Below are 15,731 nucleotides of genomic sequence, written 5' to 3'. Positions count from 1 at the left end.
CTAAATCAACAAGGAATGAAAATTGTAACAAAGTATACAGTTTCTAAAATTAGTGAGGGTAAGGTTTACTTAGACGTAACAGGAGATGTTAGTGGTATGGGTGCAGGAAAAGTTACAGGTGCTATTGTTATTGATGCGCCTACAGGAGTGCAAGATACTGCAAATACAGAGGTAAAAGTGTCTGCAAATGGCGCAGAGGTAATCATAACTGCTAAAGTAAAAACAACTAAAATATAAGTTTTAAAACTTGAAATATAAAAAATGCCTTGAGAATTAATTTCTCAAGGCATTTTTAGTTTATACTAAATTTACAGGAAACTATGCTAACATTGTAACAGGGTTTTCTATAAATGTTTTTAATGTTTGTAAAAACTGCGCCCCAACAGCACCATCAACCGTTCTATGATCACAAGTTAAAGTTAAGTTCATAGTATTGCCCACTTCGATTTGTCCGTTTTTAACAACAGGTTTTTGTACAATAGCCCCAACAGATAAAATGGCAGAGTTTGGTTGGTTTATAATTGATGTAAAATTATCGATACCAAACATGCCTAAATTAGAAACTGTAAAAGTACTGCCTTGCATTTCTGCTGGAGCAATTTTTTTATTTCTTGCTTTACCTGCCAAATCACGAACTCCAGCACCTATTTGAGTTAAGCTTAAGGTATCTGTATGTTTGATTACTGGAACCAACAAACCATCATCTACAGCAACAGCAACACCAACATGAATGTGCTTATGGTAAACCGTATTTGCATCTGCCCAAGACGTATTTACTTGAGGATGTTTTTGTAAGGCCATTGCACAAGCTTTTACTACCATATCATTAAAAGATACTTTAATATCTGGTATAGCATTGATTGTTTTTCTTGAAGCTATAGCAGCATCCATATCCACTTCAATATTTAAACTGAAATCTGGAGCAGAAAACTTAGAGTTACCTAAAGATTTTGCAATTGCTTTACGCATTTGAGAGTTTTTAACCTCTTCTGATTTTTCTTCGCCAGCAGCAACAAAAGTCTGTGCAGCAGGTGCAGAGGCTTCAGGAGCTTTAGCTGTAGGTGTAAAGTTTTCTACATCTTTTTTAATGATTCTTCCATTTTCGCCTGAACCAGAAATATCAGCTAAATTGTACCCTTTATCAGCAGCAATTTTCTTAGCTAAAGGTGAAGCAAAAACGCGTCCACCAGAATTATTTGTTGTTGAAGTTTTTGAAGAACTTCCAGAATCTTGATCTGTTTTTTTTTCTTCTTTTTTATTGGTCTTAGCTTCTGGTTTTGAATCTGATTTTGTTTCAGAAGAATCAGTTGAATTCACCCCACCATTAGATACAATTGCAGAAACATCTGTACCTTCTGGACCAATAATGGTTAATAAGCTATCAACAGGTGCAGTTTCACCTTCTTGAACACCAATATGCAAAATAGTTCCTTCATAGAAACATTCAAACTCCATTGTTGCTTTATCAGTTTCAATTTCTGCTAAAATATCACCTTCTTCAACTTTATCTCCAACTTTTTTTAACCAAGTAGCTACTGTACCATCTGTCATGGTATCACTTAAACGTGGCATAGAAACCACACTTACACCATCAGGTATAGTAACAGTATCAGTATTTGAAGATTCCTTTTCAGGCTTATCTTCACTTTTATCTTCGGATTCACTTTTGGTTTCTTCCTCTTTTTCAGATTCAGTATCACCATTTAGTAATTCAGAAATATCTTCACCTTCCTCACCAATAATGGCTAATAATTTGTCAACAGGAGAAGTTTCACCTTCTTGTATACCTATATGTAACAACGTACCTTCATGGAAAGATTCAAATTCCATAGTAGCTTTATCGGTTTCAATTTCTGCTAAAATGTCACCTTCTTCAATTTTATCTCCAACTTTTACCAACCATTTTGCAACAACACCTTCTTCCATGGTATCGCTTAAACGCGGCATATTTATAACTGTAGCCATATTTTTTTAACTTATAAAAGGATAATCTTCTTGTTCATAAACCATATCATACAATTGTTGAGTTTCAGGATATGGAGATTCTTCTGCGAATTTTTCACATTCTTTCACCATAGATTTCACTTCTTTATCAATTGTAGAAATTTCATCTTCAGTAGCATAACTCTTATCTAAAATGATATTTTTAATCTGAGTTATTGGGTCGATTTTTTTATAATCTTCTACTTCGTTTTTTGTTCTATATTGTTGAGCATCAGACATAGAGTGTCCTCTATATCTGTAAGTTTTCATTTCTAAAAATGTTGGGCCATCTCCACGTCTTGCTCTTTGAATAGCTTCATCTACGGCTTCTGCAACTTTTACAGGGTTCATAGCATCTACTGGTCCACAAGGCATTTCGTAGCCTAAACCTAATTTCCAAATATCTGTATGATTAGCCGTTCTTTCTACAGAAGTACCCATTGCATATTGGTTGTTTTCACAAATAAAAATAACAGGTAATTTCCACAACATAGCCAAATTAAAGGCTTCGTGAAGAGAACCTTGTCTTGCAGCACCATCACCAAAACATGTTAAGGTAACTGCATCATTACCTTTATATTTATCTCCAAAAGCAAGACCTGCTCCTAAAGGAATTTGACCACCTACAATTCCATGACCACCATAAAAACGAAACTCTTTTGAGAAAATGTGCATAGAACCACCCATTCCTTTTGAGGTTCCAGTAACTTTGCCAAATAACTCTGCCATAACACGTTTAGGATCTTCTCCCATACCAATTGGTTGAACGTGATTTCTGTATGCGGTTATCATTTTATCTTTCGATAAATCCATAGCATGCAAAGCACCTGCTAAAATAGCTTCTTGACCATTGTAAAGGTGTAAAAAACCTCTTACTTTTTGCTGAATGTAAACTGATGCTAATTTGTCTTCGAACTTACGCCAAAAAAGCATGTCTTTGTACCAATCTAAATAGGTTTCCTTGGTGATTTTTTTCATCTATTGAATTGTTGTTTGTTTAATCGATTAACCAATATTTTTAATAATAGTATACAAAAATAACTGTTTTATAAAGAATAAAAAAACTTGTGATTTTAAAATTTGAATAAATTTATTTTTGATGCGCTAATTACCTTTAAATTAATGAAGAATTAATTCTAAAATATTTTGATTTTCTTAAAAATTAGCCTCGTTTAGCAAGGGTTAATTGCAATATCCTTAATTTGAAAAAGAATAATTATGTTTACTTTAAATTAGAAGCTATTTTTAAAAATTTTACTTGTCTTTAGAAATCATTAAAGTAGCTTTTGCTCCAGTCGCTAAATTCCACTCGTTAGAAGAAATTAGCATTCCTTCATCATTAAAAACCTTAAAAGCAGCAGTATTTGGCCCTGAAGAACCTTGGTTTAAAGCTTCAATAACAATTTTATTTAAACCTACATTTAAGGGAATATTGAATTTTTGATAGTTTTGTTGTAAAGTGATGTTGTAAATTACGGGAACTTCATTCACAAAAATGCGAACTCTATCTCCATCAGGATATTGATAATCTCTGCATATAATATTTACACTTTTAGAATTTGATCTAAAGCTCCCTAAATCTTGATCAATCTTTGGGATAATATATTGCCCATTTATTTTTTTAAAGGATTTTAAAAAACGTTGTTCGTTTAATTTAGCTTGTGTAAGTATTCCTTTATCTTCTAAATTATCTTCGTTTTGTTTTTTTCTAAGTTTTTGTTTTTCTTCTTCAAACGCTTTTTGAAAACCTTGTAAACCTTCTAATTCTATAGATTTCGGTTGATTCACTTCTTTGGCGTTATTTAAAATAATTGCTTTTATTTTACCTTTTTCTCCAGTAGTTTTATTTTTATCTAATTGAGCAACTATCGAAGTCGATAAAAGTGCACAGCTAAAAAGAAAAAAAGATTTTAAAATTGAGTTCATATTGATTATTTACTGGCAATTAAGTACAAATATAGTGCCGATTTTAAATGCAGTACTTTAGATTTTGTTAAAATTCTATTTTACAGGAAAATTAAAGTAGGTTTTAGGATAAGGTTCATCTTTTAACGTAAAGTGCCACCACTCATTATCGTAAGGTTTAAAGCCGTTTTTTAACATCATTCTTCTTAACAACATTCTGTTTTCTTTTTGTTTTTCTGATATTTTTCGGTAAAAAGGATGCGAACGTACTCCGAAAAAATCATAAGGACTCCCCATATCTAATTCTTTATTTGTTTTAAGATCTACCAGTGTTAAATCTACTGTACTACCTCTGGTGTGCCCAGATTTTGAAGCGATATATCCTAAAGTAAACAATTTTGATTTCGCCACTTTTGGGTAATATTGTTTTTTCATTAACGTATCGTTCAAAAATTTAGCCCATTTTACAAAGTGATTTACGGCTTGTTGAGGTCTGTATGCGTCAAATATTTTTAAACCTAAGCCTTCTTTTTTTAATATAGCTTGAATTTTTTGTAACGCTTTTGCAGTAGGTTTAGTGAGGATAATACAATCGTTAACATAACCATCAATAGGTTTACCAATAAAATTATTAGTACTTAAATACCGTAATTCTTTTTGAATTGAAGCATCAACTTTATCTAGATACACAAAACCTTTGGGTAATTTTTGAGAAAATACACCTAATGGTAGTAATAAAATCAATACATAAATTATTTTTTTCATAGTTGTAAAAATACTTAAAAGTTATTAGTTTAAATAGTCTTAATTTTGTGTTATGGAACAACTCACCTTAACCACACCTGCGTTATTATTTTCTGCAATTTCTTTGATAATGCTTGCTTATACCAATCGTTTTTTAGCTTATGCTTCTGTAATTCGGAATTTACATGATAGATATTTAAAAGAATATGACGATTCTTTATTACGACAAATTAACAATTTAAAACAAAGATTGCATTTAACAAAATGGATGCAGGTTTTTGGAATTACAAGTTTGTTATTTTGCGTTTTAACGATGTTTTTAATTTACGTAGGTTACCAGCTTATTGCAATTTATGCATTTGGTTTGGGGTTGATTTTATTGCTGATTTCTTTGGCTTTATTGATAAAAGAAATTCAGATTTCTACAAGAGCCTTGCAACATCACATTGCAGATATTGAAGAGTATTTAGAAAATAAAAAATAGGTTATTTCATTTTTAGTAATGGATGATTTGAACCATTTACTTCGTTTTTTATAATCTCAAATTTTTCGATGTTCGAAAAAAGTTTAGTCAAACTTTTAAAACCATAACTTCTAGGATCAAAACTTGGGTCTATTTTTCTGATATTTAATCCCAATGTTGATATATGTGCTTTGTCTTCTTCGTTTGTAGAAATATCAAAGGCTTTAATTATTGTTTTCCAATCTTCTTTAGATAATCTTAAATTTTTATTAGGCTCTTTCACCTTTTTAATTACCCTTTTCTTTTTAGTTTCATCAGTTGTTTTATCTTCTTCATCTTCAGAATCTTCACTTTTTAAGTTTTCTGTGAAAGTAAAAACCTCACACGATTTTACAAAGGCTGTAGGTGTTTTTTTCTCTCCAATACCCATTACAAAAAGGCCTTCTTCTCGAATTCTTTTTGCTAAACCAGTATAATCGCTATCGCTAGAAACGATGCAAAACCCCTCTGTATTTTTTCCGTGTAAAATATCCATAGCATCAATAATTAAAGCGCCATCTGTGGAGTTTTTACCTGTAGTGTACGAAAATTTTTGAATTGGTGTTATGGAATGCTGGTTGATAATTGCTTTCCAACTATTCATTTGTTGGGATGTCCAATCTCCATAAATTCTTCTAATGGTTGCTTTTCCGTATTTAGAGACTTCATCAATAATTTCTTTAATTAATTTGGGCTGTGCATTATCGCCATCTATAAGCACTGAAATATTGAATTTGTTTTCCATTGTATAAATTGTAATTGGTTGATAAAGGTAGCTGTTTTTTTTGCTATTGAAATAATACTAGAAGTAAATTTCTATTTGGAAAACGAATCGTTAGTTTTTCCCAATAAAGAGTACTATAATGTTAGGTTTAAAATTATGTTGATGTATTTCAGAAAAGTACAAATTTCGAAGTTTCGCTAACGGTTAGTATATGAAAAGTAGGCGATTTCGAAGCGCTAAACTTTCGGTTAAACATAAAGTTTGAAACGAGCCAAAAGCCTTGAATTTACTACTATTTCGCCTATTTTTTATATACATTGTTACCTGCTGGCTTTATATGTATTTAATTAATTCTTCGACTAATTTAAATACAGTCGTTGATGATTCTTCTTCGGCACAGTTTGTATGGTCAAAATGAGCATAGTTTCTTTTAGCTCTTTCAATTGCTAAATCTCTTCTCGTTTTATTTGTTTGAGCATCAACCCCATCTAATATATCAAAGATTTCTTCCGTTATTATTTTTGATGCCTTACCATCATAAGATGTTCCGAAATCTTTTAAAAGTTCATTAATCTTAACATCATAATCATTTCTATCCATTCCTCCACCTTGATGGTCGTTAAAATGTAGAATTATCCAATATTCAAAGGCTTGATTAGAATAAGCAACACCAAAATTATTAGCCTCTGCAATTTGAATAGCGTTATTAAAATCGGTGTCACTAAAGTCATCTTTGTCAAATACACACCAAACTTGTTCATACTCTTTCTCTTCAGATAATTGTATTGCTCTATTAACTAGAGAAACTGTGTTATATCCTTCTCCTATTGGTCTAATTGTGGCTGTTGATAACTTAAATTGTCTGAAATATGAAGGTTCTGTGTTTTTACCTTCACAAACAATTAAAATAGTTGGCTTCTCTAATTTTGAAGGCTCATTTCTATCTAAAATAGGTTCGTCTCTTCTACTTTTTTTAAGATTTTCTAAATGTTTCTTTTTTTTAGCAATTTGACTTGCTTTTTTATCCTTCATTTTCATAATCTAGTTTTGTTGAATTAGATTATCAAAATATCCTAAATAAGGAACTGCTCCATATTTACCTCTAATATAATTATCTTCAAAAGGGTCATTTTTCCTGACATCTTCTGACTTGAAATCAGCCAATGAATAAAGTTTGCCTTCTCCAAATTTATTTTTTTCAGTGAACCATACTTGGTCTCTTCTGAATAATCCTGAACTTAATAAGTTCGTGTCGTGAGTATTGAAAAGTAATTGAGCATTTTTAGGGTTTTTTTCTTTTGAGTTAAATAATGATACTATTTTACAAACTAAATTAGGGTGTAATTTTGAGTCAAGTTCATCAATTACTAAAGTATGCCCATTTTCCAATGAGTCTAAAACAGGACCTGTTAGCGCAAAAAACTTTCTTGTTCCAAAAGACTCATCATCATCTAGTGATAAGTTTACTTTACCAACTAATTTATTATTATCGTCATATTTTTTATGAGAAGTAAGTACATCTGAAAGAAATTCAGCACCTTCATTTTCTTCTGATTTTTTAATAATATACTCTTTTAATTCTTTAGGCATATCACTAGGAAGTTTATCCAAGTCTAACATTTCTACTTGAATGTCTTGAATTCCTAAATCAGCAGCTTTTAATAATTCTAGAATTTTATTTTTGAAATTGGCATCCTTCGCTTTGTTAATGGTATATCCTTCATATCCATCTTCTTTAACTCCCGAAATAGTTCCAATATTTTTAAACCATTCAATAATTTTAACGGATGTTTTTTCATTAAACTGCGCAGCTACTGATAAAAATAAAGCGTTGTCTCTAATTAAACCTTCTTTTACCAAAGTATTACCTTTTAGAAAACTTCTCTTGTGGGTTTCAAAATTTTGATACTCTCGATAGAATAATTCAATTTCTTTTGTCTTTGGTTTGGAATATAACCATTCTGAAATGACGATTTTATTTGATACCTCGAAACCGTATCTGTATTGAATGTTTTTATGGATAAAAATCACTTCAAATTCACTTGGTTCTTTTTCAGAAATTGAATTTAATTTAAAGGGTTCGACAGGAATTTTGTCTCCTTTTTGACTATCCTTTGATGAAGTAATAACAAATCTTTTCATAAAAACCAATGCTTCAATAAACTTACTCTTACCACTAGCATTAGCTCCATAAATAACACAACTTTTTAGCAATCGAAGATTATGGGTTGTATCGTGATAAATGTTTTCTTCTTCTCTTGTGTCTTTGTCGTAATTTGATGCAACAAAACTAAGCGTAGCTTTATCCTTAAAAGTTCTAAAGTTCTTAATTGAGAATTGAATAAGCATAATAAAATTGTTTTTCGTAATTACACCGCAAAAATAGCTTTTATTTTGCGTAAAAACGAATTTTAAGAGGAATTATTGCTGTGGATTATTGTTGAGTTTGGTTTTTTCAGCTTGTGGCTAACTTATTCGGATATGACGAATTTCAATTCGTTATATCCATAGTTAGCGAAGTTCGATTTTTTATCCTAAAAAGTCAAGAGGAAAAAGCCTATTTTTAGGAAGTTACAGAAAAGAGTAAAAATTAAGAAAGGATTTAATGCTTTTCCTACAAGTTCGGAGATGCTGAAGAAAGTTCAAAAGATGCTGAAGAAAGTTAAAAAGATACTGAAGAAAGTTCAAAAGATGCTGAAGAAAGATCAAAAGATACTGAAGAAAGTTCATAGATGCTGAAACAAGTTCATAGATACTGAAACAAGTTCATAGATACTGAAACAAGTTCAGCATGAGCATAAAAGTAAGCGCCGTTTTTATACAAAACGACGACTTACCAAGTAAACTAATAAAACCAAGTATTAGTACTACTATGAGAAGTTAGCTTTCTCATAATTTTTTATTCTATAGATGCATCTTTATGATCGAAACTTAAAACTCGTTTTAGTTTCCATTGTTTGTTTTCTAAAATCCAAAGATGTGTAAATTGTGCTGTTCCTGTTTTACGTGTTTTATCATTTTCTTTACGATAAAAATTGTGAAAACCTTTTTGTATTGCACCATACACTTTACCATTATTTTTTAGTGAATATACTTGTAATGAGTTTATTACTAATTTCCTTGAAAATATTCCTGGTTTTGTGCACAGGTTGGTTTTAATGGCATTTATAAATTCAGTTTTGTTTTGTATGCCAACAATATCATGATAAAACTCAAAATTATTTGCAATAACAGATTCTATTTTTTCAACTTCACAATGGTTAAAGCCTCTATTAAAAATAATACTGTCTTTTACTTTTAAAGTTTTGTATAAATTAGAGTTTCTATCAATTTGTGCAGAAACTACGAAACTGAATACTAAAAGTAGTATTGTTAGCAATTTTTTGGTGATAAATGTGCTTTTAAAAACTGCTAAAAAATATGGCATAGTAGATTGGTTGGTTGATTGGTTTCTTATTGAAATCTTGAGGCTTTAAATAAGCCCCAAGAATTCTTTTGGTTGATTGATATATTCAAATTTATTTAGCAGAAATACTTCCACCAGATGAAGATTTTTTGGTCACTTGTTTTGGACTTCCTTTAAAATCAATATCGCCTCCACTTGAAGCCTTTGCAGAGATACTTTGAGAAGCAAAAATATTGATGTCTGCTCCACTCGAAACATTTACAGTAACATTTTTACTTTGTAAATCATAAGCATCTATAGAAGCGCCACTTGTAGCACTCGAAACATGATTGTTAGTAACACCTGTTATTTCTATATCAGCACCACTCGTAGCACTACTGGTTACAGCATTTGCATTTAAAGACATTCTAATATCAGCACCACTCGTAGCTTTTATTGCAATATCATTTACCTGTATCATTTCTTTAGTATACACATCAGCACCACTTGTAGCAGTTACACCCTCTAAAGTTTCTAGAGTTACATATACTTTTCTTGCTTTAGCTCTCCAAATATTTTTTTCTGAATAAATTTTCAGTACACCATCGTTAATTTCTGTCATAATAATTTCGTGCAAATTTTCATCTGCTTCTACAACAATTTCTGGTGTTGATCCTTGAGAAATATAAAGGTCTAAACCTGTACTTACTTTTATTTTGGTAAAATCTTCGTTTACTTTTCTAGTTTCTGTAATTACGTTTTTGTTCCCATTAACTCTATTGAACATGTTTACGTTACAAGAACTTAAAAGTGTTGCTAAAAAAAGAATTGAAAGAAGTTTTTTGGTGATTGTTTTCATACGATTAGTTTTAATTTATGATTCAAAGTTCATGTAATAGACGCGAAAAATATAATTAGGGTTACTCAATTGTTGATTTTTTGTACTGAATTGTATTAAATTTTTTGTGTCATATCACTAATATTAGCATCAGTCTCATTTTTATCTTCTTTATCTTCCTTTTTTTCAACCTTACAATCTGTACATGTTAAGGTTTTATCCGTCATTTTAAAATGATGATTTCCCATATCCTTATCATAAATATCCTCTTCATTTTCTACTCTGTATAAGAAGTTTTTTACAGAATTATCAAAATAAATAACAGTGTTTTCTGTAAGATAAAAAATAATGTTGATTTCTTCATTTTTCCAAAAGTTTTTATAATCAGATAAAAAATATGCATCTAAAACAAGTGTTTTACCAGAAACATCATAATTATAGTTTATTTGTTTGGCATTTTCTTTAGCCTTGCTTCTAGTTTTTCCTTTAGACTCTTTTTGAATAACAAAATAGTTTTCATCAGTATTACTTTTTCTAACATCTACCTTAATATTGCTTGCATACGTCATAAGTTCTCCATCTACTTCAACCTCTTCTTTTTGATAAGATCTTCTTAAGTTATGACGATAGTAAATATTATCATTATTTATCATTTTAAGCTGTAAAGTATCATTAGCAACAACACTCAACTTGTTTTTTTCTGAGGATTCCCCATAAGTAGCATGAGATGTACCAAAATCTAAAAATGTAAAAAATATTCCTAAAAAAGCCATAATCCAAAGTCCTAAAAGCGTTAACGAAGTTGGCTTATTCATTTTTTTAATATTACTGGATAAAATTCGTAAGCCTAAAATCAATAATCCCAAAGCAGGAATTCCAACCAATAAAAAAGCGCATAAAATTAACAACCATGTTGGTAAAATGGTGTCATATAAAAAAGGAGGATAGTGTAAAAACTCTCCATCAATTTCTAACCAACCTAAACTTCCTACAGAAAACCCTCCAATAATTAGAGATAAAATAACAGCCGCAGACATGAATATAATTAGGATACCAAGTATTTTACCAAAAACTTTAAAAATGGCTAGTAATAGTTTACCTATGGTATCAAAAAAATCGCTTGCGCCGTTATTTTTTTTGGTCTTTCCCGTAAAAGTTTTACTCATTTTATCAGAAAACTCGTTGGCACCTTCTTTAATTTTTTCTGATGCCTCTTTGGCAACAACGCTTACTTTATCTGATACTTCATTAAATTCTTTACGAATTTTCTTCTCAATATTATCAATATTTACAGGTTCGCCCTCCATTTGCAATTTTTCTGCAGTAGTTTTTGCTTCTGGTAATAACACCCAAAGCACAATGTAGGCAATAGGGAAAAAACCAGAGGCAGTAAAGAGGATAAAAGCAATTCTAATCCAAATTACATCAACATTAAAATAATGACCAATTCCAGAACAAACCCCACCCAAAAACTTATCATCTGCATCTCTAAACAATTTTTTACCAGATGCATTATTTCTTGTATACGAATAACTCGAATCGCTATACGCTTCTTCTGCATCTGCATAATCTTCTGGTTGTCCCATTATTTTTATAATATCATCAATATCACTTTCATTAACAACTTGTCTAACATCTGTGATTTTTTCTGATAATAATTCGCTAATTCTAGCTTCGATATCTGCAATAATTTCATTTTTTCCTTGCGGATCATCACTTAAAGATTTAGAAATGGATTCTAAATATCTTCGTAATTTTTGATAGGCTATTTCATCGATATGGAAGAAAAATCCGCCTAGATTTATATTTATAGTCTTATTCATTTGTAGTCGATTTTTTACTAGTTACTTGGTGTACTGCGTTTACTAAATTGTGCCATGTTTTGTTGAGTTCTTTTAAAAACATAACTCCGTTTTCGGTTAAAACATAATATTTTCTTGGTGGTCCAGAAGTTGATTCTTCCCATCTGTAGGTTAATAATCCTGCGTTTTTTAAACGGGTTAATAACGGATAAATGGTGCCTTCAACCACAATCATTTCTGCACTTTTTAGCGTGGAAAGAATTTCAGAAGTATAAGCATCACCATTTTTTAAGATGGATAAAATGCAGAACTCTAAAACACCTTTTCGCATTTGCGCTTTTGTGTTTTCAATCTTCATATATTGTGATTTATTTTATAAATTTTATAGTGAATGGATATTTGTAATTTTCGCCCTCTCTGGCTTTTACAGAGGCTATAATTACCAAAGCAATACCAATAATATAAATAATACCTGTAAGCGATCCCAAACCTAAAAAACCAAATAAATTGTGTGAATTTATATCGAAATTAAAGTCAAAATTATTCCAATTTATATAACTATTGTGATTGCTGAAAATAGAGCCTAAAGCAAAAGGGACAAATAAAATGGACAATAGAAAAACATACAAGGTATAACTGATGTTAAAGTTTACGGCTTCTTTGCCTTGTTCATCTAAAAATAGGCTTCTGTCTTTTAAGGTTTGCCACGCAATTAAAGGAGTTATAATGTTGCCAAAAGGAAACATAAACCCTGCAAATGCAGAAATATGTATTAAAAAGGCATTGGTGTTTTCGTTGTTTTTTTTCATTTTTATTAAGATATATAATACTTGCTTATGCAAATATATATCTTAAAAAAGGTATTATGCAATACATAGTACTATAATTAACGTTTTATTAACATTTGTATTTGCTTTTAATTTTTCTTAAAATGATGGTAAACTATTGCTGATGTTGAGTTTAATTAAATTGATTATCTTGCTAAACTAAATAAATGAAAGATGAAGTTTTTTGTTTTTATGATAGCAATAAATATTTTTAGATGAAATTTACACCTACTAAAGTCAATTTATTTAACCTCTTTAAATTGCCTTTGGCTTATTTTGGAGGTGTAAGAGTACAATCGATAACCGATAACGAAGTTGTTGTCACCATAAAACACAGATGGATGAATCAGAATCCGTTTAAAAGCATGTTTTGGGCTGCACAAGGTATGGCTGCTGAAATGAGTACTGGAGTTTTGGTGATGAAAGCCATTAGCGATTCTAAACAAAAAGTTTCGATGTTAGTTACACATCAAGAAGCTAATTTTTATAAGAAAGCCACTGGAAGAATTACATTTTCTTGTTCAGGTGGTGCTGAAATAAGCAATGCTATACAAAAATCAATAGCCACAAAAGAAGGTCAAATTATTATATTAACAGTTGAAGGAGTTAATGAAAGTGGCCTAGTAGTCTCTCATTTTAAATTCCAATGGAGTTTAAAGGTAAAAAGCTAATCTTTTTTAGTTTTGATGTATGGTTGAGGTCTTTTTTGAGTGTACTCTACATCTTGAAAAATTCCACATGAAACAGAAGTTCTTGCTAGAGATTTGGTTACCTCATATTCTTTTGAGAGCGCTTCGATTTCTGGAGTTAAGTATTTCATAATAATTTTTTATTTTTATTACTTTGCAATGCAAAATTAAAATATTATAAGGTTTACAAGGTTAAAAAAAGATTAATTTTTTGTTGTTTTATCGATTGATTTGTAACAATGTGTAACTTTAACCGTCCAATATTTAGTGTAATAATTTAAAATAGAAATATGTTTCAAGATAGAATACCAAATAATTCACCAAGTAATTCAAATATGAATGCACACGAAATAGATTACAAGATTTTCGGAGAAGAAATGCAATTTGTAGAAATTGAATTAGATCCTCAAGAAGGGGTTGTAGCAGAAGCAGGAACGTTTATGATGATGGATGACCAAATTAAAATGAATACCATTTTTGGTGATGGCTCCAATCAAGAAAAAGGTATTTTAGGTAAAATATTTTCTGCTGGAAAACGAATTTTAACAGGCGAGAGTTTATTTATGACTGTGTTTACCAATGATGGTATTGGTAAAAAGCAAATTTCATTTGCATCTCCTTATCCAGGAAAAATAATCCCTATTGATTTAAATGAATTTGGAGGTAAATTTATTTGCCAAAAAGATGCCTTTTTATGTGCTGCAAAAGGAGTTTCTATTGGTATAGAATTTTCTAAAAAATTAGGTAGAGGATTGTTTGGAGGTGAAGGCTTTATTATGCAAAAAATGGAAGGAGATGGTTTAGGGTTTATTCATGCTGGTGGAACAATGTCTAAAAAAGTATTACAACCTGGCGAAATTTTAAAAGTAGATACAGGTTGTATTGTTGGTTTTACACAAACAGTGGACTATGATATTGAATTTGTAGGTGGAATTAAAAATACCATTTTTGGTGGAGAAGGTTTGTTTTTTGCAACCTTAAAAGGTCCAGGAACGGTTTATGTGCAATCTCTACCATTTAGTAGATTGGCGGGTCGTGTTTTGGCAATGGCACCCAAAACCGGAAATGGAAGTAGAGGAGAAGGCAGTGTTTTAGGCGGTTTGGGTAATATGTTAGATGGTGATAATCGTTTTTAAACTTTGTAAATGAAGTTTTAAAAATCGTACTAAATAATTTATGTATCCTTAAGCACAAATAGCTTATTTGGACTTAAGGATATTAACTTATCAATAAAAAAAAAGAAGCGAGTAAAAACTTATTAATGTGAGTTCGGTTTAACTTCTCCTTTTAAAATCTTGGCTTAAAAAATTTTAATAATTTGTTGTGCCAACTCAACACCAATTCTTTCTTGAGCTTCTAAAGTAGATGCCCCAATATGTGGAGTTAATGAAATTTCTGGATTCATTAATAATTGTACAGCAGGTGTTGGTTCAGTTTCATAAACGTCTAAACCAGCATATTGTACCTTACCATTTTCAATAGCATTAACCAAATCAACCTCATTTAAAACACCACCTCTAGCAGTATTTATAATGCCTACACCATTTTTCATTTGTTCAAATTCTGCTGCTGCTAAAGCGTAATCTTCTTGAAATGGGATGTGAAGTGTAATAAAATCACTTTCTTTTAACAACTCTTCTTTATCTGTTGTTAAAATGGTAAAGGTAGATTTTTGTCCGTTAAAAAACTCCAATGTTATTGGCGCACTTTCAACATATGGGTCTGTTGCCAAAACTTTCATTCCTAAACCAATGGCTATTTTTGCAACGTCTTGACCAATTTTACCAAAACCAATAATTCCTAAAGTTTTACCTCTTAGTTCAACTCCTTGTGAATAGGCTTTTTTCAAAGCTGAAAATCTAGAATCACCTTCTAAAGGCATTTCCCTGTTAGAAGAATGTAAAAAACGAACCATGCCAAACAAATGTGCAAAAACCAATTCTGCAACAGCACTAGATGAAGCAGACGGACTGTTAATTACTTGCAAACCATTATCAATAGCATATTCAACATCAATATTATCCATACCAACACCAGCTCTACCAATCAATTTTAAAGAAGGGCAAGTATCAATTAATTCTTGTTGTACTTGCGTTACACTTCTTACTATAATTACATCAATATTATGTTGATTGATATAATTTTCTAATTGATTTTGAGCAACATGTACATTGAGTACTTCAAATCCTGCTTTTTCTAAAATGTCAATTCCACTTTTAGAAAGGCCATCATTTGCTAATATTTTCATTAAAATATTGTTTAATTGTTTATAAGTTTAATTGTTATTTACAACATGTTTTCTTCACGAGAGTATGAACTTCTTCCTCTTGTG

At 30.6% G+C, this 15,731-nt stretch carries 17 protein-coding genes and 1 pseudogene; 4 read left to right on the top strand and 14 right to left on the bottom strand.

Going from position 1 to position 15,731, the window contains the following annotated elements; genetic code table 11:
* A pseudogene (locus ACTG3V_RS08140) lies at nt 1–237 on the top strand (hypothetical protein); the annotation flags it as partial.
* Between the two features lie 81 nt (nt 238–318).
* On the opposite strand, the gene ACTG3V_RS08135 reads toward ACTG3V_RS08140, so the two are convergent.
* The 4 genes from ACTG3V_RS08135 to ACTG3V_RS08120 all read right to left on the bottom strand — a co-directional run bounded on the left by ACTG3V_RS08135 (nt 319) and on the right by ACTG3V_RS08120 (nt 4,653).
* Nucleotides 319–1,965, bottom strand: a complete 1,647-nt coding sequence (locus ACTG3V_RS08135) for a 2-oxo acid dehydrogenase subunit E2 (protein WP_439131661.1) — start codon at nt 1,963–1,965, stop codon at nt 319–321.
* A gap of 6 nt (nt 1,966–1,971) precedes the next feature.
* Nucleotides 1,972–2,961 carry a pyruvate dehydrogenase (acetyl-transferring) E1 component subunit alpha gene (gene pdhA, locus ACTG3V_RS08130; RefSeq protein ID WP_439131660.1) on the bottom strand — a complete coding sequence of 330 codons (990 nt, stop codon included), beginning with the start codon at nt 2,959–2,961 and terminating at the stop codon, nt 1,972–1,974.
* Nucleotides 2,962–3,237: 276 nt separating this feature from the next.
* Nucleotides 3,238–3,909, bottom strand: a complete 672-nt coding sequence (locus tag ACTG3V_RS08125; RefSeq protein ID WP_439131659.1) for a hypothetical protein — start codon at nt 3,907–3,909, stop codon at nt 3,238–3,240.
* A gap of 75 nt (nt 3,910–3,984) precedes the next feature.
* Entirely contained in the window at nt 3,985–4,653 is a 669-nt protein-coding gene (locus ACTG3V_RS08120; protein WP_439131658.1) for a M15 family metallopeptidase, read from the bottom strand.
* A 52-nt stretch (nt 4,654–4,705) separates the two neighbouring features.
* Here ACTG3V_RS08120 and ACTG3V_RS08115 point away from each other — a divergent pair, with 52 nt between their 5' ends.
* Nucleotides 4,706–5,116 carry a DUF2721 domain-containing protein gene (locus tag ACTG3V_RS08115; RefSeq protein ID WP_439131657.1) on the top strand — a complete coding sequence of 137 codons (411 nt, stop codon included), beginning with the start codon at nt 4,706–4,708 and terminating at the stop codon, nt 5,114–5,116.
* Between the two features lies 1 nt (nt 5,117).
* Here the strand turns inward: ACTG3V_RS08115 and ACTG3V_RS08110 are convergent, their stop codons facing one another.
* The 8 genes from ACTG3V_RS08110 to ACTG3V_RS08075 all read right to left on the bottom strand — a co-directional run bounded on the left by ACTG3V_RS08110 (nt 5,118) and on the right by ACTG3V_RS08075 (nt 12,692).
* Nucleotides 5,118–5,879 (bottom strand): NYN domain-containing protein, encoded by a 762-nt coding sequence (locus ACTG3V_RS08110; RefSeq protein WP_439131656.1) that lies wholly within the window; start codon nt 5,877–5,879, stop codon nt 5,118–5,120.
* A gap of 312 nt (nt 5,880–6,191) precedes the next feature.
* Complete coding sequence (locus ACTG3V_RS08105) at nt 6,192–6,890, bottom strand: RloB family protein (protein ID WP_439131655.1); 699 nt, start codon at nt 6,888–6,890, stop codon at nt 6,192–6,194.
* 9 nt (nt 6,891–6,899) lie between these two features.
* A complete protein-coding gene (locus tag ACTG3V_RS08100) occupies nt 6,900–8,207 on the bottom strand; it encodes an AAA family ATPase (protein WP_439131654.1) in 1,308 nt (435 codons plus the stop codon).
* A 550-nt stretch (nt 8,208–8,757) separates the two neighbouring features.
* A complete protein-coding gene (locus ACTG3V_RS08095) occupies nt 8,758–9,285 on the bottom strand; it encodes a nuclear transport factor 2 family protein (protein WP_439131653.1) in 528 nt (175 codons plus the stop codon).
* Nucleotides 9,286–9,376: 91 nt separating this feature from the next.
* Nucleotides 9,377–10,102 carry a head GIN domain-containing protein gene (locus ACTG3V_RS08090; RefSeq protein ID WP_439131652.1) on the bottom strand — a complete coding sequence of 242 codons (726 nt, stop codon included), beginning with the start codon at nt 10,100–10,102 and terminating at the stop codon, nt 9,377–9,379.
* A gap of 95 nt (nt 10,103–10,197) precedes the next feature.
* Nucleotides 10,198–11,904 carry a PspC domain-containing protein gene (locus ACTG3V_RS08085; protein ID WP_439131651.1) on the bottom strand — a complete coding sequence of 569 codons (1,707 nt, stop codon included), beginning with the start codon at nt 11,902–11,904 and terminating at the stop codon, nt 10,198–10,200.
* Complete coding sequence (locus tag ACTG3V_RS08080; RefSeq protein ID WP_439131650.1) at nt 11,897–12,241, bottom strand: PadR family transcriptional regulator; 345 nt, start codon at nt 12,239–12,241, stop codon at nt 11,897–11,899. The genes ACTG3V_RS08085 and ACTG3V_RS08080 overlap by 8 nt, the downstream gene beginning before the upstream one ends.
* A gap of 10 nt (nt 12,242–12,251) precedes the next feature.
* Nucleotides 12,252–12,692 carry a DUF4870 domain-containing protein gene (locus tag ACTG3V_RS08075; protein ID WP_439131649.1) on the bottom strand — a complete coding sequence of 147 codons (441 nt, stop codon included), beginning with the start codon at nt 12,690–12,692 and terminating at the stop codon, nt 12,252–12,254.
* 233 nt (nt 12,693–12,925) lie between these two features.
* On the opposite strand from ACTG3V_RS08075, the gene ACTG3V_RS08070 reads away from it, so the two are divergent.
* Entirely contained in the window at nt 12,926–13,381 is a 456-nt protein-coding gene (locus tag ACTG3V_RS08070) for a DUF4442 domain-containing protein (RefSeq protein ID WP_439131648.1), read from the top strand.
* On the opposite strand, the gene ACTG3V_RS08065 is transcribed toward ACTG3V_RS08070, so the two are convergent.
* Nucleotides 13,378–13,530: a hypothetical protein gene (locus ACTG3V_RS08065; protein ID WP_439131647.1), complete on the bottom strand. Its 153-nt coding sequence runs from the start codon at nt 13,528–13,530 to the stop codon at nt 13,378–13,380. The genes ACTG3V_RS08070 and ACTG3V_RS08065 overlap by 4 nt on opposite strands.
* A gap of 204 nt (nt 13,531–13,734) precedes the next feature.
* Here ACTG3V_RS08065 and ACTG3V_RS08060 point away from each other — a divergent pair, with 204 nt between their 5' ends.
* Nucleotides 13,735–14,535 carry a TIGR00266 family protein gene (locus tag ACTG3V_RS08060; protein ID WP_439131662.1) on the top strand — a complete coding sequence of 267 codons (801 nt, stop codon included), beginning with the start codon at nt 13,735–13,737 and terminating at the stop codon, nt 14,533–14,535.
* 164 nt (nt 14,536–14,699) lie between these two features.
* On the opposite strand, the gene ACTG3V_RS08055 is transcribed toward ACTG3V_RS08060, so the two are convergent.
* Entirely contained in the window at nt 14,700–15,647 is a 948-nt protein-coding gene (locus tag ACTG3V_RS08055; RefSeq protein ID WP_439131646.1) for a D-2-hydroxyacid dehydrogenase, read from the bottom strand.
* Nucleotides 15,648–15,731 lie beyond the last annotated feature (84 nt).

It is taken from the genome of Polaribacter sp. (assembly GCF_965660385.1).
Lineage (GTDB): Bacteria > Bacteroidota > Bacteroidia > Flavobacteriales > Flavobacteriaceae > Polaribacter.
This window is presented reverse-complemented; position numbering and strand designations above follow the sequence as displayed.

Coding starts and splice junctions, on each gene's coding strand:
- ACTG3V_RS08110 (WP_439131656.1), bottom strand. CDS start 5,879: ATGGAAAACAAATTCAATATTTCAGTGCTTATAGATGGCGATAATGCA.
- ACTG3V_RS08100 (WP_439131654.1), bottom strand. CDS start 8,207: ATGCTTATTCAATTCTCAATTAAGAACTTTAGAACTTTTAAGGATAAA.
- ACTG3V_RS08065 (WP_439131647.1), bottom strand. CDS start 13,530: ATGAAATACTTAACTCCAGAAATCGAAGCGCTCTCAAAAGAATATGAG.
- ACTG3V_RS08080 (WP_439131650.1), bottom strand. CDS start 12,241: ATGAAGATTGAAAACACAAAAGCGCAAATGCGAAAAGGTGTTTTAGAG.
- ACTG3V_RS08060 (WP_439131662.1), top strand. CDS start 13,735: ATGAATGCACACGAAATAGATTACAAGATTTTCGGAGAAGAAATGCAA.
- ACTG3V_RS08095 (WP_439131653.1), bottom strand. CDS start 9,285: ATGCCATATTTTTTAGCAGTTTTTAAAAGCACATTTATCACCAAAAAA.
- ACTG3V_RS08075 (WP_439131649.1), bottom strand. CDS start 12,692: ATGAAAAAAAACAACGAAAACACCAATGCCTTTTTAATACATATTTCT.
- ACTG3V_RS08115 (WP_439131657.1), top strand. CDS start 4,706: ATGGAACAACTCACCTTAACCACACCTGCGTTATTATTTTCTGCAATT.
- ACTG3V_RS08070 (WP_439131648.1), top strand. CDS start 12,926: ATGAAATTTACACCTACTAAAGTCAATTTATTTAACCTCTTTAAATTG.
- ACTG3V_RS08120 (WP_439131658.1), bottom strand. CDS start 4,653: ATGAAAAAAATAATTTATGTATTGATTTTATTACTACCATTAGGTGTA.
- ACTG3V_RS08125 (WP_439131659.1), bottom strand. CDS start 3,909: ATGAACTCAATTTTAAAATCTTTTTTTCTTTTTAGCTGTGCACTTTTA.
- ACTG3V_RS08090 (WP_439131652.1), bottom strand. CDS start 10,102: ATGAAAACAATCACCAAAAAACTTCTTTCAATTCTTTTTTTAGCAACA.
- ACTG3V_RS08085 (WP_439131651.1), bottom strand. CDS start 11,904: ATGAATAAGACTATAAATATAAATCTAGGCGGATTTTTCTTCCATATC.
- ACTG3V_RS08105 (WP_439131655.1), bottom strand. CDS start 6,890: ATGAAGGATAAAAAAGCAAGTCAAATTGCTAAAAAAAAGAAACATTTA.
- ACTG3V_RS08135 (WP_439131661.1), bottom strand. CDS start 1,965: ATGGCTACAGTTATAAATATGCCGCGTTTAAGCGATACCATGGAAGAA.
- ACTG3V_RS08055 (WP_439131646.1), bottom strand. CDS start 15,647: ATGAAAATATTAGCAAATGATGGCCTTTCTAAAAGTGGAATTGACATT.
- pdhA (WP_439131660.1), bottom strand. CDS start 2,961: ATGAAAAAAATCACCAAGGAAACCTATTTAGATTGGTACAAAGACATG.